This window comes from Psychromonas sp. MME2, from assembly GCF_040566515.1.
Classification (GTDB): Bacteria; Pseudomonadota; Gammaproteobacteria; order Enterobacterales; family Psychromonadaceae; genus Psychromonas.
Genome location: NZ_JBEWXI010000012.1, coordinates 496,252 through 514,573, shown reverse-complemented (window position 1 = coordinate 514,573; position 18,322 = coordinate 496,252). Strand labels below are relative to the sequence as shown.

Sequence of the window (18,322 nt, the reverse complement as noted above, 5' to 3'; positions counted from 1 at the left end):
GGCAGTTGAGTATTGCGATCATTGATTGCTGTAACTATCCCCATGTCACCTCAAATACTTTATCATCTAGAAGTAGCATGGGAATACTACTGACCTAAAACAACTTGATTACGACCATTTTCTTTAGCCCGATAGAGTCCTTTATCGGCAACATTTAGCGCATCTTCTACCGTATTTATCCTACCAATATAAACACCTATACTGGAAGTCACTTTCAATGAATGCCCATCAGATAAAATAAACGCTTGATCTTCTATCTGTTTACGCAAATTTTCAAAACGCTGCAATGCTTGCTCTGGAGAATGTTCGGGCAATAAAAAGCAAAACTCTTCACCACCATAACGCGCAACTACATCACCATCAGCAAATTCATTACGGAGTATCACGCCTAATTTTTTTAGCACTAGATCACCAGCATCATGCCCGTAGGTATCATTTATTTTTTTAAAAAAATCGATATCTAAAATAGCAACTGCAGCCCTTTTACCATCTTTTTTCTGCTTGATATACTCTTTACTTTGCTCGAAAAAGTAGCGACGATTATATAATCCAGTTAAATAATCACAGCGAGCTAAGTACTGTAATTCACTAATATGTTCAAGTAGCTCCATATTTTGATTGATGCGACAAAAGAACTCTTCTTCTAAAAAAGGTTTGTTAATAAAGTCACTACCACCTATTTTTAAAAAATGGGCTGAAAGCTTGTTATTACCATATGTTGACATACCTATAATTGCCAAATCTTGGCTACTGTAGAGTTGGCGAATATGTTTGGTTAGCTCAACGCCATCCATATTAGGCATATTGAAATCAGTTAACACTAAGCTGATCGAAGGATTGTCTTTCAATATGTGTAGCGCTTCAACGCCATCCTCTGCTTCGAGTACATTAAACTGATAAATAGATAGGAGATGTTTAATATAGCCTCGAACAGATCTTGAGTCATCAACGATTAATATCGTTTTAGTTTGATTGCGTAACAATTGCTTTAATAATGAAATAACATACTCAACATTCGCAGGCCCCTCCTTTAAAATATAATCCACCACCCCTTTTTTATAAATATTATCACGAAAGAGTTGATCTAATTTCCCGGTAAAGACTATCGAAGGAATGTTATGATCTAACACGTAATCGATAACTTCACCATTCGGTGCATCAGGCAAATTAACATCTAATAAACTAGCAAAAAATGTATGCCTATTTTCCGCTAATAATAATTTCAACTCATTAAAACTAGCCACAGCGATCACTTCGAACTGGTCTACAGATTCAATTTTGCGAGTTAACATACGGGTAAACATTTGACTATCTTCAACAACTAAAATGTATTTATTCGGCGTTTGTGTCATAAATACGTGACTCCTATTTGGCAATATCAATGCCATCAGCAATAAAAAATTTTATACGCTACGATTTAACGTCACAAATTGATAATTATAGTTGTTTTTGTCGTCTGCAACGTGTATTTCACGCTCAGTTTCAATCCAAGTTGCATTTTTCATATAATCAGGAAAACAGGTGTCGCCTGTAACATCTAAATCGATAAAAGTCAGATATAGACGATGCGCTTTAGATAAAAATTGCTCATAGATAGTCGCCCCACCAATGATCATGACTTCCGGCTCATCTTTTACTAGTGCTAACGCTTGTTGTAACGTTTGCACGCAAGTGACCCCTTCAATATCAAGGCCTTTATCACGGCTCAAAACGATGTTGAGCCTCCCTGGTAACGGACGACCAATGGAGAGAAAAGTTTTGCGTCCCATAATAATTGGTTTACCTAGGGTTATACGTTTGAAAAATTGTAAATCAGCGGGTAAATGCCAAGGCATTTTATTATCTAAACCGATCACACGATTGTTAGCCATTGCCGCTATCATCGAAATAATCATATCAATCCTTATTTTTTATCATTGCCCCATTGCCAATAGAGACATTAACGCACACTTGGCATTTGGTTTGGTATTGATAACAGGTTACCATAAAAAAGGAGTAATTCTCTCTGTATCAATACTTTTTACTCTAAAAACCAATGGATACTGGCATAAAATTATATAGCTGAATATACTGCAGAGATTAATTTTTTAACAAATATTTTATTGCCCTCAATGGCAGGAGTTAATAATGACAATTCCATCTAAAAAGACCATCTTAACCACTTTACTCGTTTTAGTATTTTTACTCTGGCTAGTCTCGATTTGGGAGAGCTGGATGCCAGAAAGTTATGATGTCAGCATTCGAGCCAATGCCATTGCCAAAGAACAAAATCATGAAGTCGTAACAGGTTACACAACAACCACGACGTTAATTGATATGGCAAGCTGGTTACTCGACAAGCCTGGCGGTTTTTTATCTAATGATATTACGCCTCCTTCCGTATTTATGGATAATATGCCCTCCTTTGAATATGGTGTATTGGAGCAGGTACGTGATTTAGCATTAGCAATGCGCTTAGACTTTAGCCGCTCACAGTCACAGTCAACGGGTGATAAAGATTTAGAAATCGCACAAAGTAAACTTAACATATCACATAAAAACTGGATGCTACCCAGTGCTGAGAGTGAGTATGCAAATGCAATTAAAGCCCTTAAACGTTATCGCATAAGATTAGTCTCACACAATGAAAAAGATGCGCAATTTTACACTCGTGCTGATAACTTGAATGAATGGCTCAGAGAAGTAGATAAACGATTAGGCTCTATCTCCCACCGATTGAGTGCTAGCGTAGGACAAGATAGATTTAATTTAGAATTAGCCGGTGATTCAACAGCTAAACAAGCGACAAAAACTGCTGATGAGGAGATGGTGAAAACACCGTGGTTACAAATTGATAATGTGTTTTATGAAAGTCGTGGTGCTGCGTGGGCTATTTTACATTTTTTAAAAGCCGTAGAAGTTGATTTTGAAGATGTGCTGAAAAAGAAAAATGCATTAGTGAGCCTTAAGCAGATTATTCGAGACCTTGAGGCAACGCAGGAAATGGTTTGGAGCCCAATGATTTTAAACGGTAGTGGTTTTGGCTTACTGGCGAACCATTCATTAGTGATGGCAAATTATATATCGCGTGCTAATGCAGCACTCATTGATTTACGCGCTTTACTCACGCAAGGTTAATCAATAACAGGTAAAGTTTTAAAGCCGTAAAAAATAACGGCTTTAAAACTCAATATCATTCAGCTGATGCACAGCACTTTTTATACTTTTTACCGCTTCCACAGCTGCATGGATCATTACGATTAGGCTTTTTCGCAAACGTGATTGTGCTGGGTTTATTTAGTACACCTTGTAACTCTATAATATTTTCAGCAACATCACTATTAACTTCAATATTAGCAAAAAGCCCATGCTGCTCAACAATTCCCAGTACTTCTTGTCGACGGTTTTCACTATTAACAGTCAGTGTCAATGGTGACTCTTCTGTTCCTATTTTAACAACACGTTTTGTATTAAAACCATAACTTGCATGTTTTGGTTTTTTTTCTTTTCTACCTTTAAAAAAGAACTTGTCTGACATGGTCAATCCTGCTGAGAAATAAATAAGCGCGAAGCTTACACTAAAATAGAAACAATGTATTAATTTAAACGATAGGTCGTCCACGATAAATCAGTATTGAAGGAATCGCTAATCCAAAACTTAATGCCCCTAAAATAAATAAAGTACGTAAACCATTTTCTACAACCACCTGCATTAATTGTAAACTGTAGCCCAATGTATGTAATTCAAAAATACCAACCAGTGTCGTAAATCCGAAACTACCGGGAATCATTGGAATGACCGAAGCCACAGTAAATACAGGACGAGGGATTAAACGTTTTCTTGACCAATATAAGCCTAAAAAACCCATACTCGTCGAAGCCACTAAGGTAGCCCACTCGATAGGGATGCCAAAATGCATCAGTAAAAAACGTAAACTGTGTGCAAAAGCCCCGCCAATGGCACAATAAACAAGCATTTTTTGGGGAACATTAAAAACCATCGCAAATCCCACGGCGGGAATACTAGCCATCAAAGCATCAAGCAAAAAAAATGTTAATAATTCCATCATGCTATCCACCCCGATACGCCTGTGATTGACATAGAGGCAATAATGCCTAGAGAAACACTAATCATTAATAATGTTGCAAAAACCCAACGCGCAATCCCGGTGCCAATGTGCCCTTTAAGCATGTCCGATGCAGCGTTGATTAATGGAAATCCAGGAACAAATAAGAGGACAGAAGCGGCCATCGCGAGTTCCGGTTTCGCACCAATTTGATAAATAGCACCGAGACTAGCAATCGTCGTTGCTAAAAATGCGCTTAATGCAAAATTGACAAAGGGGTTATGGTGACGATGGGCCAACTCTTGACGCAGTGTCATTGCACAGGCAGAGGCAATAAATGTGGTGATGTAGACAGGTAGGTCACCACCGAAAAAATAACTAAAACTAGAGCAGGAAAAACCAATCATAACCACCACAGCCCAGCGGTTATATTTATAGGGTTCTAAACGAGCTAAACGCTCCTTAACCTCTTTTGCATTTAATAACTGTTTTTCTAACATTACACAAATACGTAAAACTTCGCAAACCATGTGCATATTAATACCGCGATCATAGCAACGGCGCGTGGTTGTTATGCAGTTGCCTTCAAATAAGCTAGTAATAACAATCGCATCACTACTAACAGAAAGCTCAATACTTTGCGCCCCTAAGGCGACACCAATCCGTTGCGTAATTTGCTCAACAAGCCCGCTTTCAGCACCATGTTGAAGTAAAATTTGCCCCGCTTTAACCGCAATGCGCGTTAACTCGGTTTGTCCTTCACGGGTTAAGTTCATTATATTCCCTTACGATGAAAATCACGCTTACATTAAATGATAAATATTGTAAAAAGGAGACTTTGTTTCATAAAAAATAATACCAAATTATAATTGAGACTCAGCAAGTTTTAAATCTAATGTTGCTTTGAGTAACTTAAATAATAAAATAGCCGCATCAATTTCCTCTTTACGATTGGTTAAACTCTCAATATTTAGCCCGAGTGGAATATCAAGGGGTAAGCAAGCTTGTAAAATTTGCTCGAAATTATTACGGCTGATGAGTAACGACTCCTTGAGAGGGTTCTCTGCTTGTAAAATACGCAGACTGGTCGCTTCAGGCACCGAAATCCCTAGCCATTCAATAAACTCTAATGTCTTAGCACTGCCACAGGGTGAGAAAGTTAAAATAACACGTTTAGGCGGTATACCTAGACTCTTACATTGCATTGCGTAACGGGTAAGAAGATCAATCGTTGCCTGAGCATTATAAACCGCTTGCGAGATAAAAAATTCACATCCTTGATGCTCCTTTTCAATCATACGTATATGTTCATTGCCCTTACTCAAATGGCGTTCAGCAATCGTCACCCCACCGAGATGAAACTCAGAACGATGCGCTTTTAATGTTTGATAGGCATCATTTAATGAAAGTTTAATCTCACCTTCAGAAGATGGGCTACCAACCAACACAATGTCTCGAACCGAAAACTGATGCCATGCATCCGATAACCAGCGAGAAAAATCTGCTGCATCACGTTGAGAAACACTTTTATAGGTGATCACTGGCTTATCTGATTTATCATGTAATAATTTTGAATATAATCTTGAATCGTGCGTGTATTTAAAAGGAAATGGTCTCGGTTTTTCGATGCGAGATGTTTCATCTTGAATGTCATAAACAATCAACCCGTCATAATCAATGCATTCTAAACGTTGCAATAGTTTATCTGCGATACCCGAAACCAATTCGATGTCTGTATCTTGTTTCGGTGGAGTGGTTCCTATGAAGTAGACCCCTAGTTTTGGATCGCTGGATTTACTTTTTAATATCGACTTATACATAAAGGCTACTCTAAACTGACAGATGAAATTAGATCCTAAAATTGTCGCATATCTATAGCACAAATGAAATCAACTTGTTGCCATCAAAAATATTTTTTGATGGTTATAACAATTGATATATAAATCACAGATAAAAAAAAGGCTACCCACTGCTGGATAGCCTTTTCACGATTAAGTGATTAAAGAATATTAACCAATAATACGTTGATGTAACTCTTGTACTGAATTAACCGTTGCTTCATCCGCCGTTGGATCGGCAAGATGTGCTTGACACGTTGCAAATGCACCACTTAGCGTAGTGGTGTAATTTACTTTATAACGTAAAGCAGCACGACGAAGTTGACGCGAATCCTCAATAGCAATACGCCCTTCAGTTGTATTTACCATATAAGTATACTCACCATTTTTAGTACGGTCTAAAAGATGTGGTCTGCCTTCATGTACTTTCTTAACAGTACGTACATAAATACCGGCATCTTTAAGTACTTCAGCAGTCCCTTCAGTGGCATCAATTGCATAACCTAAATCTATCAGCTTCAATGCAAGTTTAGCAACACGGGCTTTATCGCTGTTACGAACAGAAAGTAACGCTCGACCGATTGTCGGCACATCTTTAATCGATGCCAGTTCGGCTTTTGCATAAGCCTCAGCAAAACTATCACCCGCTCCCATCACTTCGCCAGTACTGCGCATTTCAGGGCCTAAAATTGGATCTGAGCCAGGGAATTTATTAAAGGGTAAGACCACCTCTTTTACTGAATAATAAGGTGGTACAACTTCTTTTGTAATACCTAACTCTTTGAGTGTTTTGCCAGCCATTACGCTCGCACCAATTTTGGCAATGGGTACGCCTGTTGCCTTAGAAACAAAAGGAACAGTACGCGCTGCGCGTGGATTCACCTCAATCATGTAAATAGTGTCGTCTTTAACGGCTAATTGCGTATTCATTAAGCCAACCACACCTAATTCTAATGCTAAGTGATGAATATAACCGCGCATCTCATCTTGAATTTCTGCACTTAATGTATAAGCAGGCAAGGAACAAGCGGAGTCACCTGAGTGCACGCCAGCCTGTTCGATATGCTCCATAATCCCACCGATGACCACATCGGTACCATCACAGATAGCATCAATATCGACTTCGATAGCATCATCTAAGAAACGATCCAGTAATACAGGCGACTCATTAGAAACACTAACCGCTTCTTTAAAGTAGCGACGTAAATCAACTTCGTCATAAACGATTTCCATGGCACGACCACCCAATACATAGGAAGGGCGAACAACCAAGGGATAGCCAATTTCTTTTGCTGAAGCAACCGCTTGATCAAGCGTTGTCACCGTATCATTCTCAGGCTGTCTTAGACCTAAACGCTCAACAACTTGTTGGAAACGCTCACGATCTTCAGCTCGGTCAATAGCTTCTGGTGAAGTACCAATAATAGGTACACCAGCCGCTTCAAGTGCACGCGCTAATTTAAGTGGTGTTTGACCACCGTATTGCACGATCACACCTTTAGGATTTTCAACACGTACTATCTCTAATACATCTTCAAGGGTAATAGATTCAAAATAGAGACGATCCGATGTATCAAAATCGGTGGAAACCGTTTCAGGATTACAGTTAACCATAATCGTTTCATAGCCGTCTGCACGCAGCGCTTGAGCAGCATGTACACAACAGTAATCAAATTCAATACCTTGGCCGATACGGTTAGGGCCACCACCAATGATCATGATTTTTTCATTGTCAGTAGGGTTCGCTTCACACTCTTCATCATAGGTAGAGTACATGTAAGCTGTATCCGAAGAAAATTCAGCAGCACAGGTATCCACACGCTTGTAAACAGGATGTAGTACAAAACGCTCACGCAACTTACGTATTTCGGTTTCAGAAACACCAACCACTTTTGCGATACGACTATCGGCAAAACCTTTACGTTTGAGACGTTTTAATAATGTCTCATCCAGTAAACGTAACCCACCTTCAGACAATTTCTTCTCTTCATTAATCAGATCTTCAATTTGTACTAAGAACCAATTATCAATCATTGTGATATTATGGATTTCATCCATAGTCATGCCTAAACGGAATGCATCACCGATGTACCAAATACGTTCAGCACCCGCTTCGCGTAGCTCATATAATACTTTATCTTTTGCATCGGGATCATTAAGGTCAACCATCGGGCTGAAACCATCAGCACCAACTTCTAAACCACGTAGTGCTTTTTGCAGTGATTCCTGCTGGTTACGACCGATAGCCATAACCTCACCAACAGACTTCATTTGCGTTGTTAAACGGTCATTAGAATTGGCAAATTTTTCAAAATTGAAACGTGGAATTTTAGTAACAACGTAGTCGATAGTGGGCTCAAAAGATGCTGGCGTTTTGCCACCAGTAATATCATTTTGTAACTCATCAAGAGTATAACCGATGGCAAGTTTTGCCGCGATGCGAGCAATAGGGAAGCCCGTTGCTTTTGATGCTAATGCAGAAGAACGAGATACACGAGGATTCATCTCAATTAACACCATGCGGCCATCAGCAGGGTTAATACCAAACTGAACGTTTGAACCACCCGTTTCAACACCAATTTCACGTAATACCGCTAAGGAAGCATTACGCATTAATTGATACTCTTTATCCGTTAATGTTTGTGCAGGGGCAACCGTAATAGAGTCGCCCGTATGGATACCCATTGGGTCAAAGTTTTCAATAGAACAAACAATAATACAGTTATCGTTTTTATCTCGAACCACTTCCATCTCATACTCTTTCCAACCGATTAAAGATTCATCGATTAGCAATTCAGAAGTAGGAGAAAGATTTAGGCCATTTGAACAGATATCATCAAATTCTTCCTTGTTATAGGCGATACCGCCACCGGTTCCACCCATCGTAAAAGAAGGGCGAATAATACAAGGAAAACCAACCATATCTAAAACTTTGTAGGCCTCATCCATTGAATGGGCAATACCAGCTCGTGGACACTCAAGGCCTATTTTTTTCATTGCTTCATCGAAACGGCTACGATCTTCTGCTTTATCGATAGCATCGGCTGTTGCACCAATCATTTCAACATTATATTTAGCTAAAACACCTTTAGCTTCAAGTTCTAACGCACAGTTAAGTGCAGTCTGTCCACCCATCGTTGGCAGAACAGCACAGGGACGTTCTTTTGCGATAATTTTTTCAACAACTTGCCAATGAATAGGCTCAATGTAAGTTGCATCAGCCATCTCTGGATTGGTCATAATCGTTGCAGGGTTGGAATTAACCAATACAACACGATAGCCTTCTTCTTTTAAGGCTTTACATGCTTGAGCACCTGAGTAATCAAACTCACAGGCTTGGCCGATAACAATCGGCCCCGCACCAATAATTAGGATGGTTTTTAAATCATTACGTTTTGGCATCTGAAATTACCTTTCTATTCTGGTTCTATGTATCCGATTAACTAGGCGTTTTTGTACTGTTCGATCAAATCAATGAAGTGATCAAATAATGGTGCTGCATCGTGTGGACCCGGGCTTGCTTCTGGATGCCCTTGGAAACTAAATGCCGCTTTATCGGTACGATGTATGCCTTGTAGTGAACCATCAAACAATGATACATGCGTTGCACGTAAGTTTGCAGGTAATGTCGCTTCATCAGCAGCAAAACCATGGTTTTGACTGGTGATCATAACAACGCCACGATCTAAATCTTTTACTGGATGGTTAGCACCATGATGGCCAAATTTCATTTTCAGAGTTTTCGCACCACTTGCCAAAGCAAGTAATTGATGGCCTAAACAGATACCAAAAACGGGAATAGCCGTTTTTAAAATCTCTTGAATCGCAGTAATTGCATAGGTACAAGGTTCAGGATCGCCAGGGCCGTTGGATAAAAAGATACCATCAGGATTAAGTGCAAGTACATCGGCAGCGGAAGTTTGTGCTGGAACGTTAACGGTAATGCGGCAACCACGGTCAGCTAGCATACGTAAAATATTACGCTTAACACCGTAATCGAATGCAACAACATGGTATTTAGCATCAATAATATCTGCAGGCAAACCACCCGTTAACGTCCAACTACCCTGTGCCCATTGATATATTTTATCCGTAGTCACTTCTTTCGCTAAATCCATTCCTTTTAGGCCTGGAAATGCTTTGGCTTGAGCTAACGCAAGCGCTTCATCAATATTTTCCCCTGCAATAATGCAACCTGACTGCGCCCCTTTCTCACGTAAAATACGCGTTAACTTACGTGTATCGATTTCAGCAATACCAACAACATTATGCGCTTTCAGATAATCGCTCAATGATGCTTGACTGCGGAAATTACTAGCGAGTAAGGGAAGATCTCTGATAATTAATCCACAAGCATGGATAGATGATGATTCTTCATCTTCATCATTGGTACCAGTGTTGCCGACATGGGGGTAAGTTAAAGTAACGATTTGACGTGCGTAGGATGGATCAGTAAGAATTTCTTGGTAACCCGTCATTGACGTGTTAAAAACAACCTCACCAACAGAATTCCCATCAGCGCCGATTGAAACACCTTTAAACACTGTTCCATCTTCCAATACCAATATGGCGGAATGACTCAAGATAACCTCCGTGAAAACAAAAAATAAATTTTATGTATCTGATGAAGGCATGCAAAGCATTTTTCACCAGATATCATAAATTTTGGCAAATTCGCGACAGTTTATAGATCTTACGCACAATTGACCAATCAATTTTTAATTTTCGTAAAAAAATCTTAAACGAGGTAAAAATTCTATGAGTTATTAACTAAGAAAAGACGTTAATTAATGTTAATGTAGCAGGTAAAGTTGGAATAAGCATAACGAGCAAAAAACCTAAAAAATAACGAATTGAGTATGGGTCTTTAAAATTATCTTCTGACACTGTCGATTCCTTTAGAAAATTGATAAAATATTGCACTTGATCTATATCAATTAATTCTACCTTTAAATATCTCATTGAAACACCGATAAAATTTATGGATATTCATTTTTCATCAACATAAGGCCTATCTATGCAACAATTACAAAAAACTAAAGCTGCGCCATTGTGGTCATTTTTTCTTAACATCTGTGCGATTCCACACCCATCTAAACATGAACAAGCGTTAGCCACTTGGATTATCGATTGGGCTGCAAAAAATAATATCACATGTAAACAGGACACTATCGGGAATTTAATTTTATCTAAGCCTGCCAGCACAGGGTATGAAAATAAAACGCCAGTTATTCTGCAAGCACACTTAGATATGGTTCCACAAAAAAACAGACAAACAGAACATAATTTTTTAACAGATCCGATTAAAACCATTATTGATGGGGAATGGTTACACGCCGATAACACAACACTAGGTGCCGATAACGGCATCGGTATGGCTTCTTGCCTCGCCGTATTAGCAGACGACAATATTCAGCACGGCCCACTCGAAGTACTATTAACAACCGATGAAGAGACCGGTATGACTGGAGCTTTTGGTTTACAGTCAGAGTCTCTAAAGGGCAAAATTCTAATCAATACTGATTCAGAGCAAGAGGGAGAACTCTATGTAGGCTGTGCAGGGGGTATCAATGTTAATATATCGCTAGCCTATGAAAAAATGGAGTCAGAGCCAACGGCAAAAGCATTTGAAATCACATTAGGCGGGCTAAAGGGAGGCCATTCCGGTTGTGATATTCATTTAGACCGTGGTAATGCGATTAAAATATTAGCCGACCAATTCGTTAATTTCGATGCCATTCCATTTAATCTCGCTTCCTTTGAAGGAGGTAGTTTACGCAATGCGATTCCTCGTGAAGCCAGTGCTGTAATTGTTTGTGATGAACAATATCAAAATAGCCTTGAGATTATTATTAATAGTTTACAGGCATCACTAACCAATCAATATCAACACAGTGATGAAGATATTCAATTATCGATTTCATCCATTGATTTGCCTGCATCGGTACTAACCCATGAAAGTCAGGATAACTTATTAAATAGCTTGCGAAATTGTGACAATGGCGTATTTACTATGGATCAAAACTTTGCCAATGTTGTACAAACCTCATCGAATTTAGGGGTCATTAAACAAAGCCATAACAATCACCAATTTTTCGATATTCAGGTATTAGTTCGTTCACAAATAGAAACTGAAAAATACGCACTTGCTGATAAAATCACACAACAATTTAAATCTGATACAGCTCAAGTAACACAGGAGGGCAACTACCCGGGTTGGACTCCGAATAAAAAATCGCTTATTTATAAAGTAATGGAAGAGCAATACCTTGCGCTATTTAATCGCACACCGAAAACAATGGTCATTCATGCTGGACTAGAGTGTGGTTTATTTAGCGATAAATATCCTCACTGGGATATGATCTCCTTCGGTCCCACGATTAAATTTCCACACAGTCCTGCAGAAAAAGTACATATTAATAGCGTAGATAACTACTGGCAGCTACTTTTAGCGACGTTAAAAGCGCTAGACTAACAGTATTAGTTGGTAGTAACTAAATCTTAAAGCAAAACGTTCAAAGGGGTGTTTCTCCCTTTGAACGAAACATATTTGAGTGATTTTTATTAATTCAAAGCAATGAATAAATAGCACAAAATAGAGATGCTTAAGGGATTTTCAGAGAATCGAGGAGGATAATTTCAACGACTTCCTTCTAAAAATTCTAATTACACTGCTTAGCGGTTGCAAATAACCTAAAGTAATTTTGTGTTGTTACTTGTGCTAGTTCTGCTAAAGAGATGCCCTTTAAATTAGCGACAAATCCTGCGACATCGCGCGTATAGGCAGGTTCATTCTCTTGTCCACGGTGTGGCACCGGAGCTAAGTAGGGGGAATCGGTCTCCACTAACAAACGATCCAGTGGGATAGCCTTGATCACAGCTTGTAGCGCCTTTGCATTTTTAAAGGTAACAATGCCAGAAACCGAGATATAAAAGCCCAACTCCATTGCAGTTTGTGCCATCTGTAGCGATTCGGTAAAGCAGTGTAAAACCCCTCCAACCTCTGCAGCCCCCTCTTCTTGCAAAATAGCTAAGGTCTCTTCACGAGCGTCTCGTGTATGTATAATCAAAGGTTTATTGACCGCACGAGCAACCCGTATATGACAACGAAAAGAACTTATCTGTGCTTCTTTGTTATCGGGCGAATAGTAATAATCGAGCCCCGTTTCACCTATCGCGACTACTTTTTCATCTTGGGCATATTTTAAGAGTAATGCCTCATCAACTACTTCATCTTGATGCAGTGGATGCATCCCCACTGAGCTGGAAATATTTGCAAAAGGGGCAACCAATTCCGCCATTGCTGGATATTTTTTCAATTCCACACAAACACTCAAGAGATGATTAACCCCCTGCGCTTGCGCTTTGCTGACCACATCGGCAAGATCTTTATGTCTATTTTTATAATCTAAACCATCGAGATGGCAATGAGAATCAACCAACATAATCGGGCTCCATAAATTCATTTTTTATTTTTATTAACAATGCATTGATAAGTAACTCTTTCTTCACCGCTGCATGTGATACAAGTAAGTGACGCGTATGCAATATTTCATTATTTATATAACGCAAGCTTTTCAAACTAATTTGTCGCTGCCATATTTGTAATTGGGGCAACGCAAAGCTGTAAATAGCATCATGGTCAAGTGCTGAATCAAGTAGTTTTAATTTATGTAGATCATGGAAAAGGTGAAATAACAGTTGTAGACGTGACTCAACTGCTTCAGCCAAATAGTGACTAAATGTAAATAGCGTGTCAGGTTGATTTAATAGTGCAAAGATACCCTCGATGCAATTTTTACGTTCATCCTCACTCTGCCCAGTTTCAATATTGCGCAGATGATTTAACAATGCTAATGGACTATTTTGAAATAAGCGTAACAGACCAATATCGTCAACCATATAGCCCAACTCGGCTAACCAAGCTAACAGAGTCACATCATCGGGCGTATGGATATGCGTATGTTGCACGCGACTAAGCAGCGTTGGCATCAGTTGATGATGCGTACGAGCGAGCAAAATCAAGTAACTATTCCCCTGCGGCTCTTCCAATGTTTTCAGTAACGCATTCGCAGCTGAGGACGTTAACAAATGCGCATCTTTAATAATAACGACCTTATTTTCACCAAGATGGGGGCGTTCATTCAAGGATGCGATGAGACCTCTGACTTGCTCAATACCGATGGAGTTATTTTCATTGTGTAGAAAATGAAAATCTAAATGATTATGTGCTAAAAAAAGCTTACAAGAATGACAAGCTTGGCAGGCTCCATGGGCCTGTTTATCACTACAAAGTAAGTACTGCGCTAAATTTTTCGCCTGCTTAAATTTACCCACGCCCGCACTACCAGTGAACAATAAACCGTGAGCAAAACGCCCGCTTTGGTAGGTATTTATTAATTGCAGGAAAGCAGGGGTTAACCAAGAAGTGGAAACCAAATCAAATTGATTATTCACTGTTTCAATCATAGTCAGAGAGGCTCGTTAACCAGTTATCCAACTGTAAGAAAATGGCTTTTTCGACCAATTCAGGCGTTTGACTCGCATCAATGCGGTAAGCGCTTGGATCGTTATCAACTAAAGCGTTAAAAACGTCGCGTGTTCGTTGAAAAAAATCAAGCGCTTGTCGCTCAATACGATCTAATTCACCACGCCCTTTTGCGCGACTTAAACCAAGTTCTGGGTCAATATCTAAATAGAGGGTAAAATCCGCTTCAAAATCACCTAGGGCAACCTGTTTAATCTCTTTAATTAGCTGTAAATCAATGCCTCGCCCACCACCTTGATAGGCAAGTGATGAATAATTATGACGATCACCAATCACTACTTTTCCTTCTGCCAAAGCCGGTTTAATCAAATGCTCAACAAGCTGCACTCGCGCAGCGTACATCAGCAGTAGCTCGGCTTTATCGTCAAGCAATTCACCATCGATATCCATTTTGACAATATCACGGATTTTTTCAGCAAGCTCAGTGCCACCGGGTTCGCGAGTATAAACTATTTTATTCTCAGGGATATTTTGTAAAGCCAACCATTTCGCAACATAATTAATGGCAGTGGTCTTTCCAGCGCCTTCAAGACCTTCAATCACAATAAATTTATTGGCTAACTTATCTAACGTTGACATAATTTTATTTCCCTAAAATATATTTTTGTACTGCCCTATTATGCTCAACCAAATTCTTTGAAAAGTAAGAATTACCATCCCCTTTACTCACAAAATATAAATAATTAGTTTTGGCTGGATGTAATGCGGCGTATAACGCTGCTTCGCTTGACATAGCAATAGGAGTTGGCGGTAAGCCATCTATTCGGTAGGTATTATAAGGCGTATTTTCTTGTAGATCTTTTTTGCGTATACGTCCGTTATATCTATCTCCCATGCCATAAATAACCGTAGGATCAGTTTGTAATCGCATCCGTTTATTAATTCGATTAATAAAGACCGAAGCAATTTTGTCACGATCTGCTGCTAATGCACTCTCTTTTTCGATGATCGAAGCCAAAATCAAGGCTTCATAGGGTGTTTTCAATGGTAAATTTGGGTCCCGTTCTGCCCACAATTTATCAAGCACAGACAACTGCTTTTGATAAGCGGTTTCAATAATGTTATAGGCGCTCATCGAAGCGGTATAATGGTAAGTTTCCGGAAAAAGTAACCCTTCCAGTTTGCTGTATGGACTACCAAGCATTGCTAATATTTGCTGTTCATTTTTTTCTATTGGATTGAGCATTTCGGCATTATTTAATATAGCTACCCACTCTTTAAAGGTACTACCTTCAACAAAAGTAACTTTAAATTGATATTCCACACCTCTATTGACAATAGCAAGAATATCTTCAATCGTTGCCCCCTCGTTAAACTGATAAGTGCCAGATTTAATATCGGTCAACTGCGGATGTAATTTGCCAATCACTTTCCATAATAACAAATCACTCACTAAACCTTGCGTTTTCAGGTGATTACCCAGTTTCGAATAATTACTGCCACTATTAACAGTGAATAACATAGTTTTATCAATGCGTGGTTGCGAAAAATATTCATCTAACTTTTTTTGTGCATAATATAAAGCGGTGAACAATAAGCTCAATAATACAAGTAAGGCTAGGCCGGTTCTTTTACAAGACATCTAATTGTTCTCTTTGATTTAATAAATTTTGCAAAGTAAGGACAGCGACTAACCCTTCCTTCGGATAAACATGATCTTGCAGTTGGCGCACCGCAACGATCCCCATCAACGCATTAGTAATGCATAATCCCTGCGCGTTGAATAATTCATCTACCCGTAGATGCGTCTCTTTAATAGCTATCCCCGATTGCTGCGCAGCATCTAGAATCTGTTGACGTTTAACACCAGCCACTCCACTGGTCTCGAGTTTCGGAGTCAGCCATTGATCATTTAAATAAACGAATACGTTGGCACTGCAGGCCTCTACGACATAGCCGTCATTATCACAGACAATGCCTTCTAATGCCTGCAAAGTTTCCAGTTCGTGTTTAATGAGTATTTGTTCAAGACGATTTAGGGTTTTTATACCAGCGAGTTGGCCGCTACTGGCTAATCTCTGTTGGCATAACTCAATGTTGATCCCTTGCTGCTGCCATGACAAATAAAAATCGGGAAAGGGGTGGCAAGAAACAATACGCAACGGTGTATCACAACCACGACTACTATAGCCTCTACCACCAGAGCCACGCGTCAATATCACTTTAATGACAGCGAGGGAGTTCCCTGAAAGCGTTTTAGCCAAGGTCATAACTTCCTGTTCAAGTAAAAACCAATCAACAACGGGGAAAAATAGACGTTCGGCACCTCGCTTAAAGCGCGCAAGGTGATAATCCCATAGCTGCACAGCACCGTGCTCAACTTTAATTGTCGAAAAGAGCCCGTCACCATAGGCAAGACCACGATCCGTTGCCGCAATTTGATTATTTTCTATTCCATTAATTAACATATTTCACTTTCTTCACATATAAAAAAACCCGACCATGAAATCGGGTTTTTATTATATACCTAAATTACTTAGAAATGCAGTTCAGCTTCAGAGTAACACAGCCAATAGATTAAACGCGTTTAAAAATCAGAGTACCGTTAGTACCACCAAAACCAAAGGAGTTAGATAGTACATATTCGATATCTGCTGGACGAGCTTTACCATCGGTCACATAATCTAGATCACAACCTTCACTTGGATTTTGCAAATTAATCGTTGGTGGCGCAACTTGGTCACGCAATGCTAGCACACTAAAAATAGCTTCGATGGCACCAGCTGCACCTAACAAGTGACCTGTCATCGATTTAGTTGAGCTCATCATCACTTCATTGGCTCGATCACCCCAGATACTTTTAACAGCCTGCGTTTCTGCGATATCTCCAGCAGGCGTTGACGTACCATGGGCATTAATATATTGAATATCAGTTGCGGCGATATTGGCATCTTTAATCGCATTTTTCATTGATAATGCTGCACCTGCTCCACTTTCTGGTGGTGATGTCATATGGTAAGCATCGCCACTCATACCAAAACCAACAAGTTCTGCATAAATTTTTGCACCACGCGCTTTGGCATGCTCATACTCTTCGAGTACTAATACACCCGCGCCATCCCCTAACACAAAACCATCACGATCTTTATCCCAAGGACGACTCGCTGTTTCAGGTGAATCATTACGCGTTGACAAGGCGCGAGCTGAGGCAAATCCCCCCATGCTTAATTCGCTTGAAGCTTTTTCAGCACCGCCCGCTAACATAGCGTCTGCATCACCATATTGGATCATACGTGCAGCCATACCGATACTGTGTGTTCCCGTTGTACAAGCCGTTGTTATCGCAATGTTAGGCCCTTTTAAGCCTTTATTAATTGAAACATGGCCAGAGATCATGTTGATAATCGTTGCAGGTACAAAAAATGGGCTTATTTTACGCGGACCACTTTTTTCGAAATTACGTACATTGTTTTCAATCGTGGTGATACCACCAATACCCGAACCGATGGCGACACCGATTCGCTCGGCATTATCATCATTGATGATTAGCCCAGAATCCTGTAAAGCTTGCTCCGCTGAGGCAACACCATATTGGATAAATTCATCCATTTTACGGGCTTCTTTACGTGGCATATAATCTTCAACATTGAAGTTTTTGACTAATCCAGCAAATTTTGTAGAGAATTTTTCTGTATCAAAATGGTCAATATTAGAAATGCCACTTTGTCCAGCTTGTACTGCTTGCCATGATTCTTCCACCGTATTACCTACGGGTGATAGCATCCCCAAGCCAGTTATTACAACTCTTCGCTTTGACACGATGATCCCTCCTGATTAGGATTATTTAAACTAAATCAATTATCACCATAATAATGCTGATTCATACCAATTAACATAATATTACGGTCATAGCTTGTTGAGGAAAAATGATAGAGAGCAAGGCGCATGAT

General features: G+C 39.6%; 16 protein-coding genes. 2 read left to right on the top strand and 14 right to left on the bottom strand.

Translation table 11 applies throughout. The features are described 5' to 3' along the window. Window positions 1–86: 86 nt before the first annotated feature. Window positions 87–1,352, bottom strand: a complete 1,266-nt coding sequence (locus tag AB1A03_RS12905; RefSeq protein ID WP_354625039.1) for a diguanylate cyclase — start codon at window positions 1,350–1,352, stop codon at window positions 87–89. A gap of 51 nt (window positions 1,353–1,403) precedes the next feature. Next, a complete protein-coding gene (gene folA / locus AB1A03_RS12900) occupies window positions 1,404–1,895 on the bottom strand; it encodes a type 3 dihydrofolate reductase (RefSeq protein ID WP_354625038.1) in 492 nt (163 codons plus the stop codon). 232 nt (window positions 1,896–2,127) lie between these two features. On the opposite strand from folA, the gene AB1A03_RS12895 reads away from it, so the two are divergent. Next, window positions 2,128–3,117: a DUF2333 family protein gene (locus AB1A03_RS12895; protein ID WP_354625037.1), complete on the top strand. Its 990-nt coding sequence runs from the start codon at window positions 2,128–2,130 to the stop codon at window positions 3,115–3,117. Between the two features lie 55 nt (window positions 3,118–3,172). Here AB1A03_RS12895 and AB1A03_RS12890 read toward each other — a convergent pair whose 3' ends face one another. The 6 genes from AB1A03_RS12890 to carA all read right to left on the bottom strand — a co-directional run bounded on the left by AB1A03_RS12890 (window position 3,173) and on the right by carA (window position 10,467). Next, window positions 3,173–3,517, bottom strand: a complete 345-nt coding sequence (locus tag AB1A03_RS12890) for a PBPRA1643 family SWIM/SEC-C metal-binding motif protein (protein ID WP_354625036.1) — start codon at window positions 3,515–3,517, stop codon at window positions 3,173–3,175. Window positions 3,518–3,581: 64 nt separating this feature from the next. After that, window positions 3,582–4,049, bottom strand: a complete 468-nt coding sequence (locus AB1A03_RS12885; RefSeq protein WP_502945956.1) for a threonine/serine exporter family protein — start codon at window positions 4,047–4,049, stop codon at window positions 3,582–3,584. Next, a complete protein-coding gene (locus tag AB1A03_RS12880; protein ID WP_354625035.1) occupies window positions 4,046–4,822 on the bottom strand; it encodes a threonine/serine exporter family protein in 777 nt (258 codons plus the stop codon). Before AB1A03_RS12880 ends, AB1A03_RS12885 begins: the two co-directional genes overlap by 4 nt. Window positions 4,823–4,909: 87 nt before the next feature. Next, window positions 4,910–5,866, bottom strand: coding sequence for a methylenetetrahydrofolate reductase (locus AB1A03_RS12875; protein ID WP_354625034.1), 957 nt, complete (start codon window positions 5,864–5,866; stop codon window positions 4,910–4,912). Window positions 5,867–6,055: 189 nt separating this feature from the next. Further along, on the bottom strand, window positions 6,056–9,286 hold the full coding sequence (carB, locus tag AB1A03_RS12870) for a carbamoyl-phosphate synthase large subunit (RefSeq protein ID WP_354625033.1): 3,231 nt from the start codon (window positions 9,284–9,286) through the stop codon (window positions 6,056–6,058). 41 nt (window positions 9,287–9,327) lie between these two features. After that, a complete protein-coding gene (gene carA, locus AB1A03_RS12865) occupies window positions 9,328–10,467 on the bottom strand; it encodes a glutamine-hydrolyzing carbamoyl-phosphate synthase small subunit (RefSeq protein ID WP_354625032.1) in 1,140 nt (379 codons plus the stop codon). 434 nt (window positions 10,468–10,901) lie between these two features. Between carA and AB1A03_RS12860 the strand changes: the two genes are divergently transcribed. Next, window positions 10,902–12,359 (top strand): aminoacyl-histidine dipeptidase, encoded by a 1,458-nt coding sequence (locus tag AB1A03_RS12860; protein WP_354625031.1) that lies wholly within the window; start codon window positions 10,902–10,904, stop codon window positions 12,357–12,359. A 187-nt stretch (window positions 12,360–12,546) separates the two neighbouring features. Here the strand turns inward: AB1A03_RS12860 and AB1A03_RS12855 are convergent, their stop codons facing one another. The 6 genes from AB1A03_RS12855 to fabF all read right to left on the bottom strand — a co-directional run bounded on the left by AB1A03_RS12855 (window position 12,547) and on the right by fabF (window position 18,191). Further along, the gene (locus AB1A03_RS12855; RefSeq protein ID WP_354625030.1) at window positions 12,547–13,329 is read right to left on the bottom strand and encodes a TatD family hydrolase; all 783 of its coding nucleotides are present in this window, start codon (window positions 13,327–13,329) and stop codon (window positions 12,547–12,549) included. Continuing rightward, window positions 13,319–14,353 carry a DNA polymerase III subunit delta' gene (gene holB / locus AB1A03_RS12850; protein ID WP_354625029.1) on the bottom strand — a complete coding sequence of 345 codons (1,035 nt, stop codon included), beginning with the start codon at window positions 14,351–14,353 and terminating at the stop codon, window positions 13,319–13,321. The genes AB1A03_RS12855 and holB overlap by 11 nt, the downstream gene beginning before the upstream one ends. Then, window positions 14,346–15,011, bottom strand: coding sequence for a dTMP kinase (gene tmk / locus AB1A03_RS12845; RefSeq protein WP_354625028.1), 666 nt, complete (start codon window positions 15,009–15,011; stop codon window positions 14,346–14,348). The genes holB and tmk overlap by 8 nt, the downstream gene beginning before the upstream one ends. A gap of 4 nt (window positions 15,012–15,015) precedes the next feature. Further along, window positions 15,016–16,014: an endolytic transglycosylase MltG gene (gene mltG, locus AB1A03_RS12840; protein ID WP_354625027.1), complete on the bottom strand. Its 999-nt coding sequence runs from the start codon at window positions 16,012–16,014 to the stop codon at window positions 15,016–15,018. Further along, the gene (gene pabC / locus AB1A03_RS12835; protein ID WP_354625026.1) at window positions 16,004–16,840 is read right to left on the bottom strand and encodes an aminodeoxychorismate lyase; all 837 of its coding nucleotides are present in this window, start codon (window positions 16,838–16,840) and stop codon (window positions 16,004–16,006) included. The genes mltG and pabC overlap by 11 nt, the downstream gene beginning before the upstream one ends. Window positions 16,841–16,949: 109 nt before the next feature. After that, entirely contained in the window at window positions 16,950–18,191 is a 1,242-nt protein-coding gene (fabF, locus tag AB1A03_RS12830; protein ID WP_354625025.1) for a beta-ketoacyl-ACP synthase II, read from the bottom strand. Window positions 18,192–18,322: the final 131 nt, after the last annotated feature.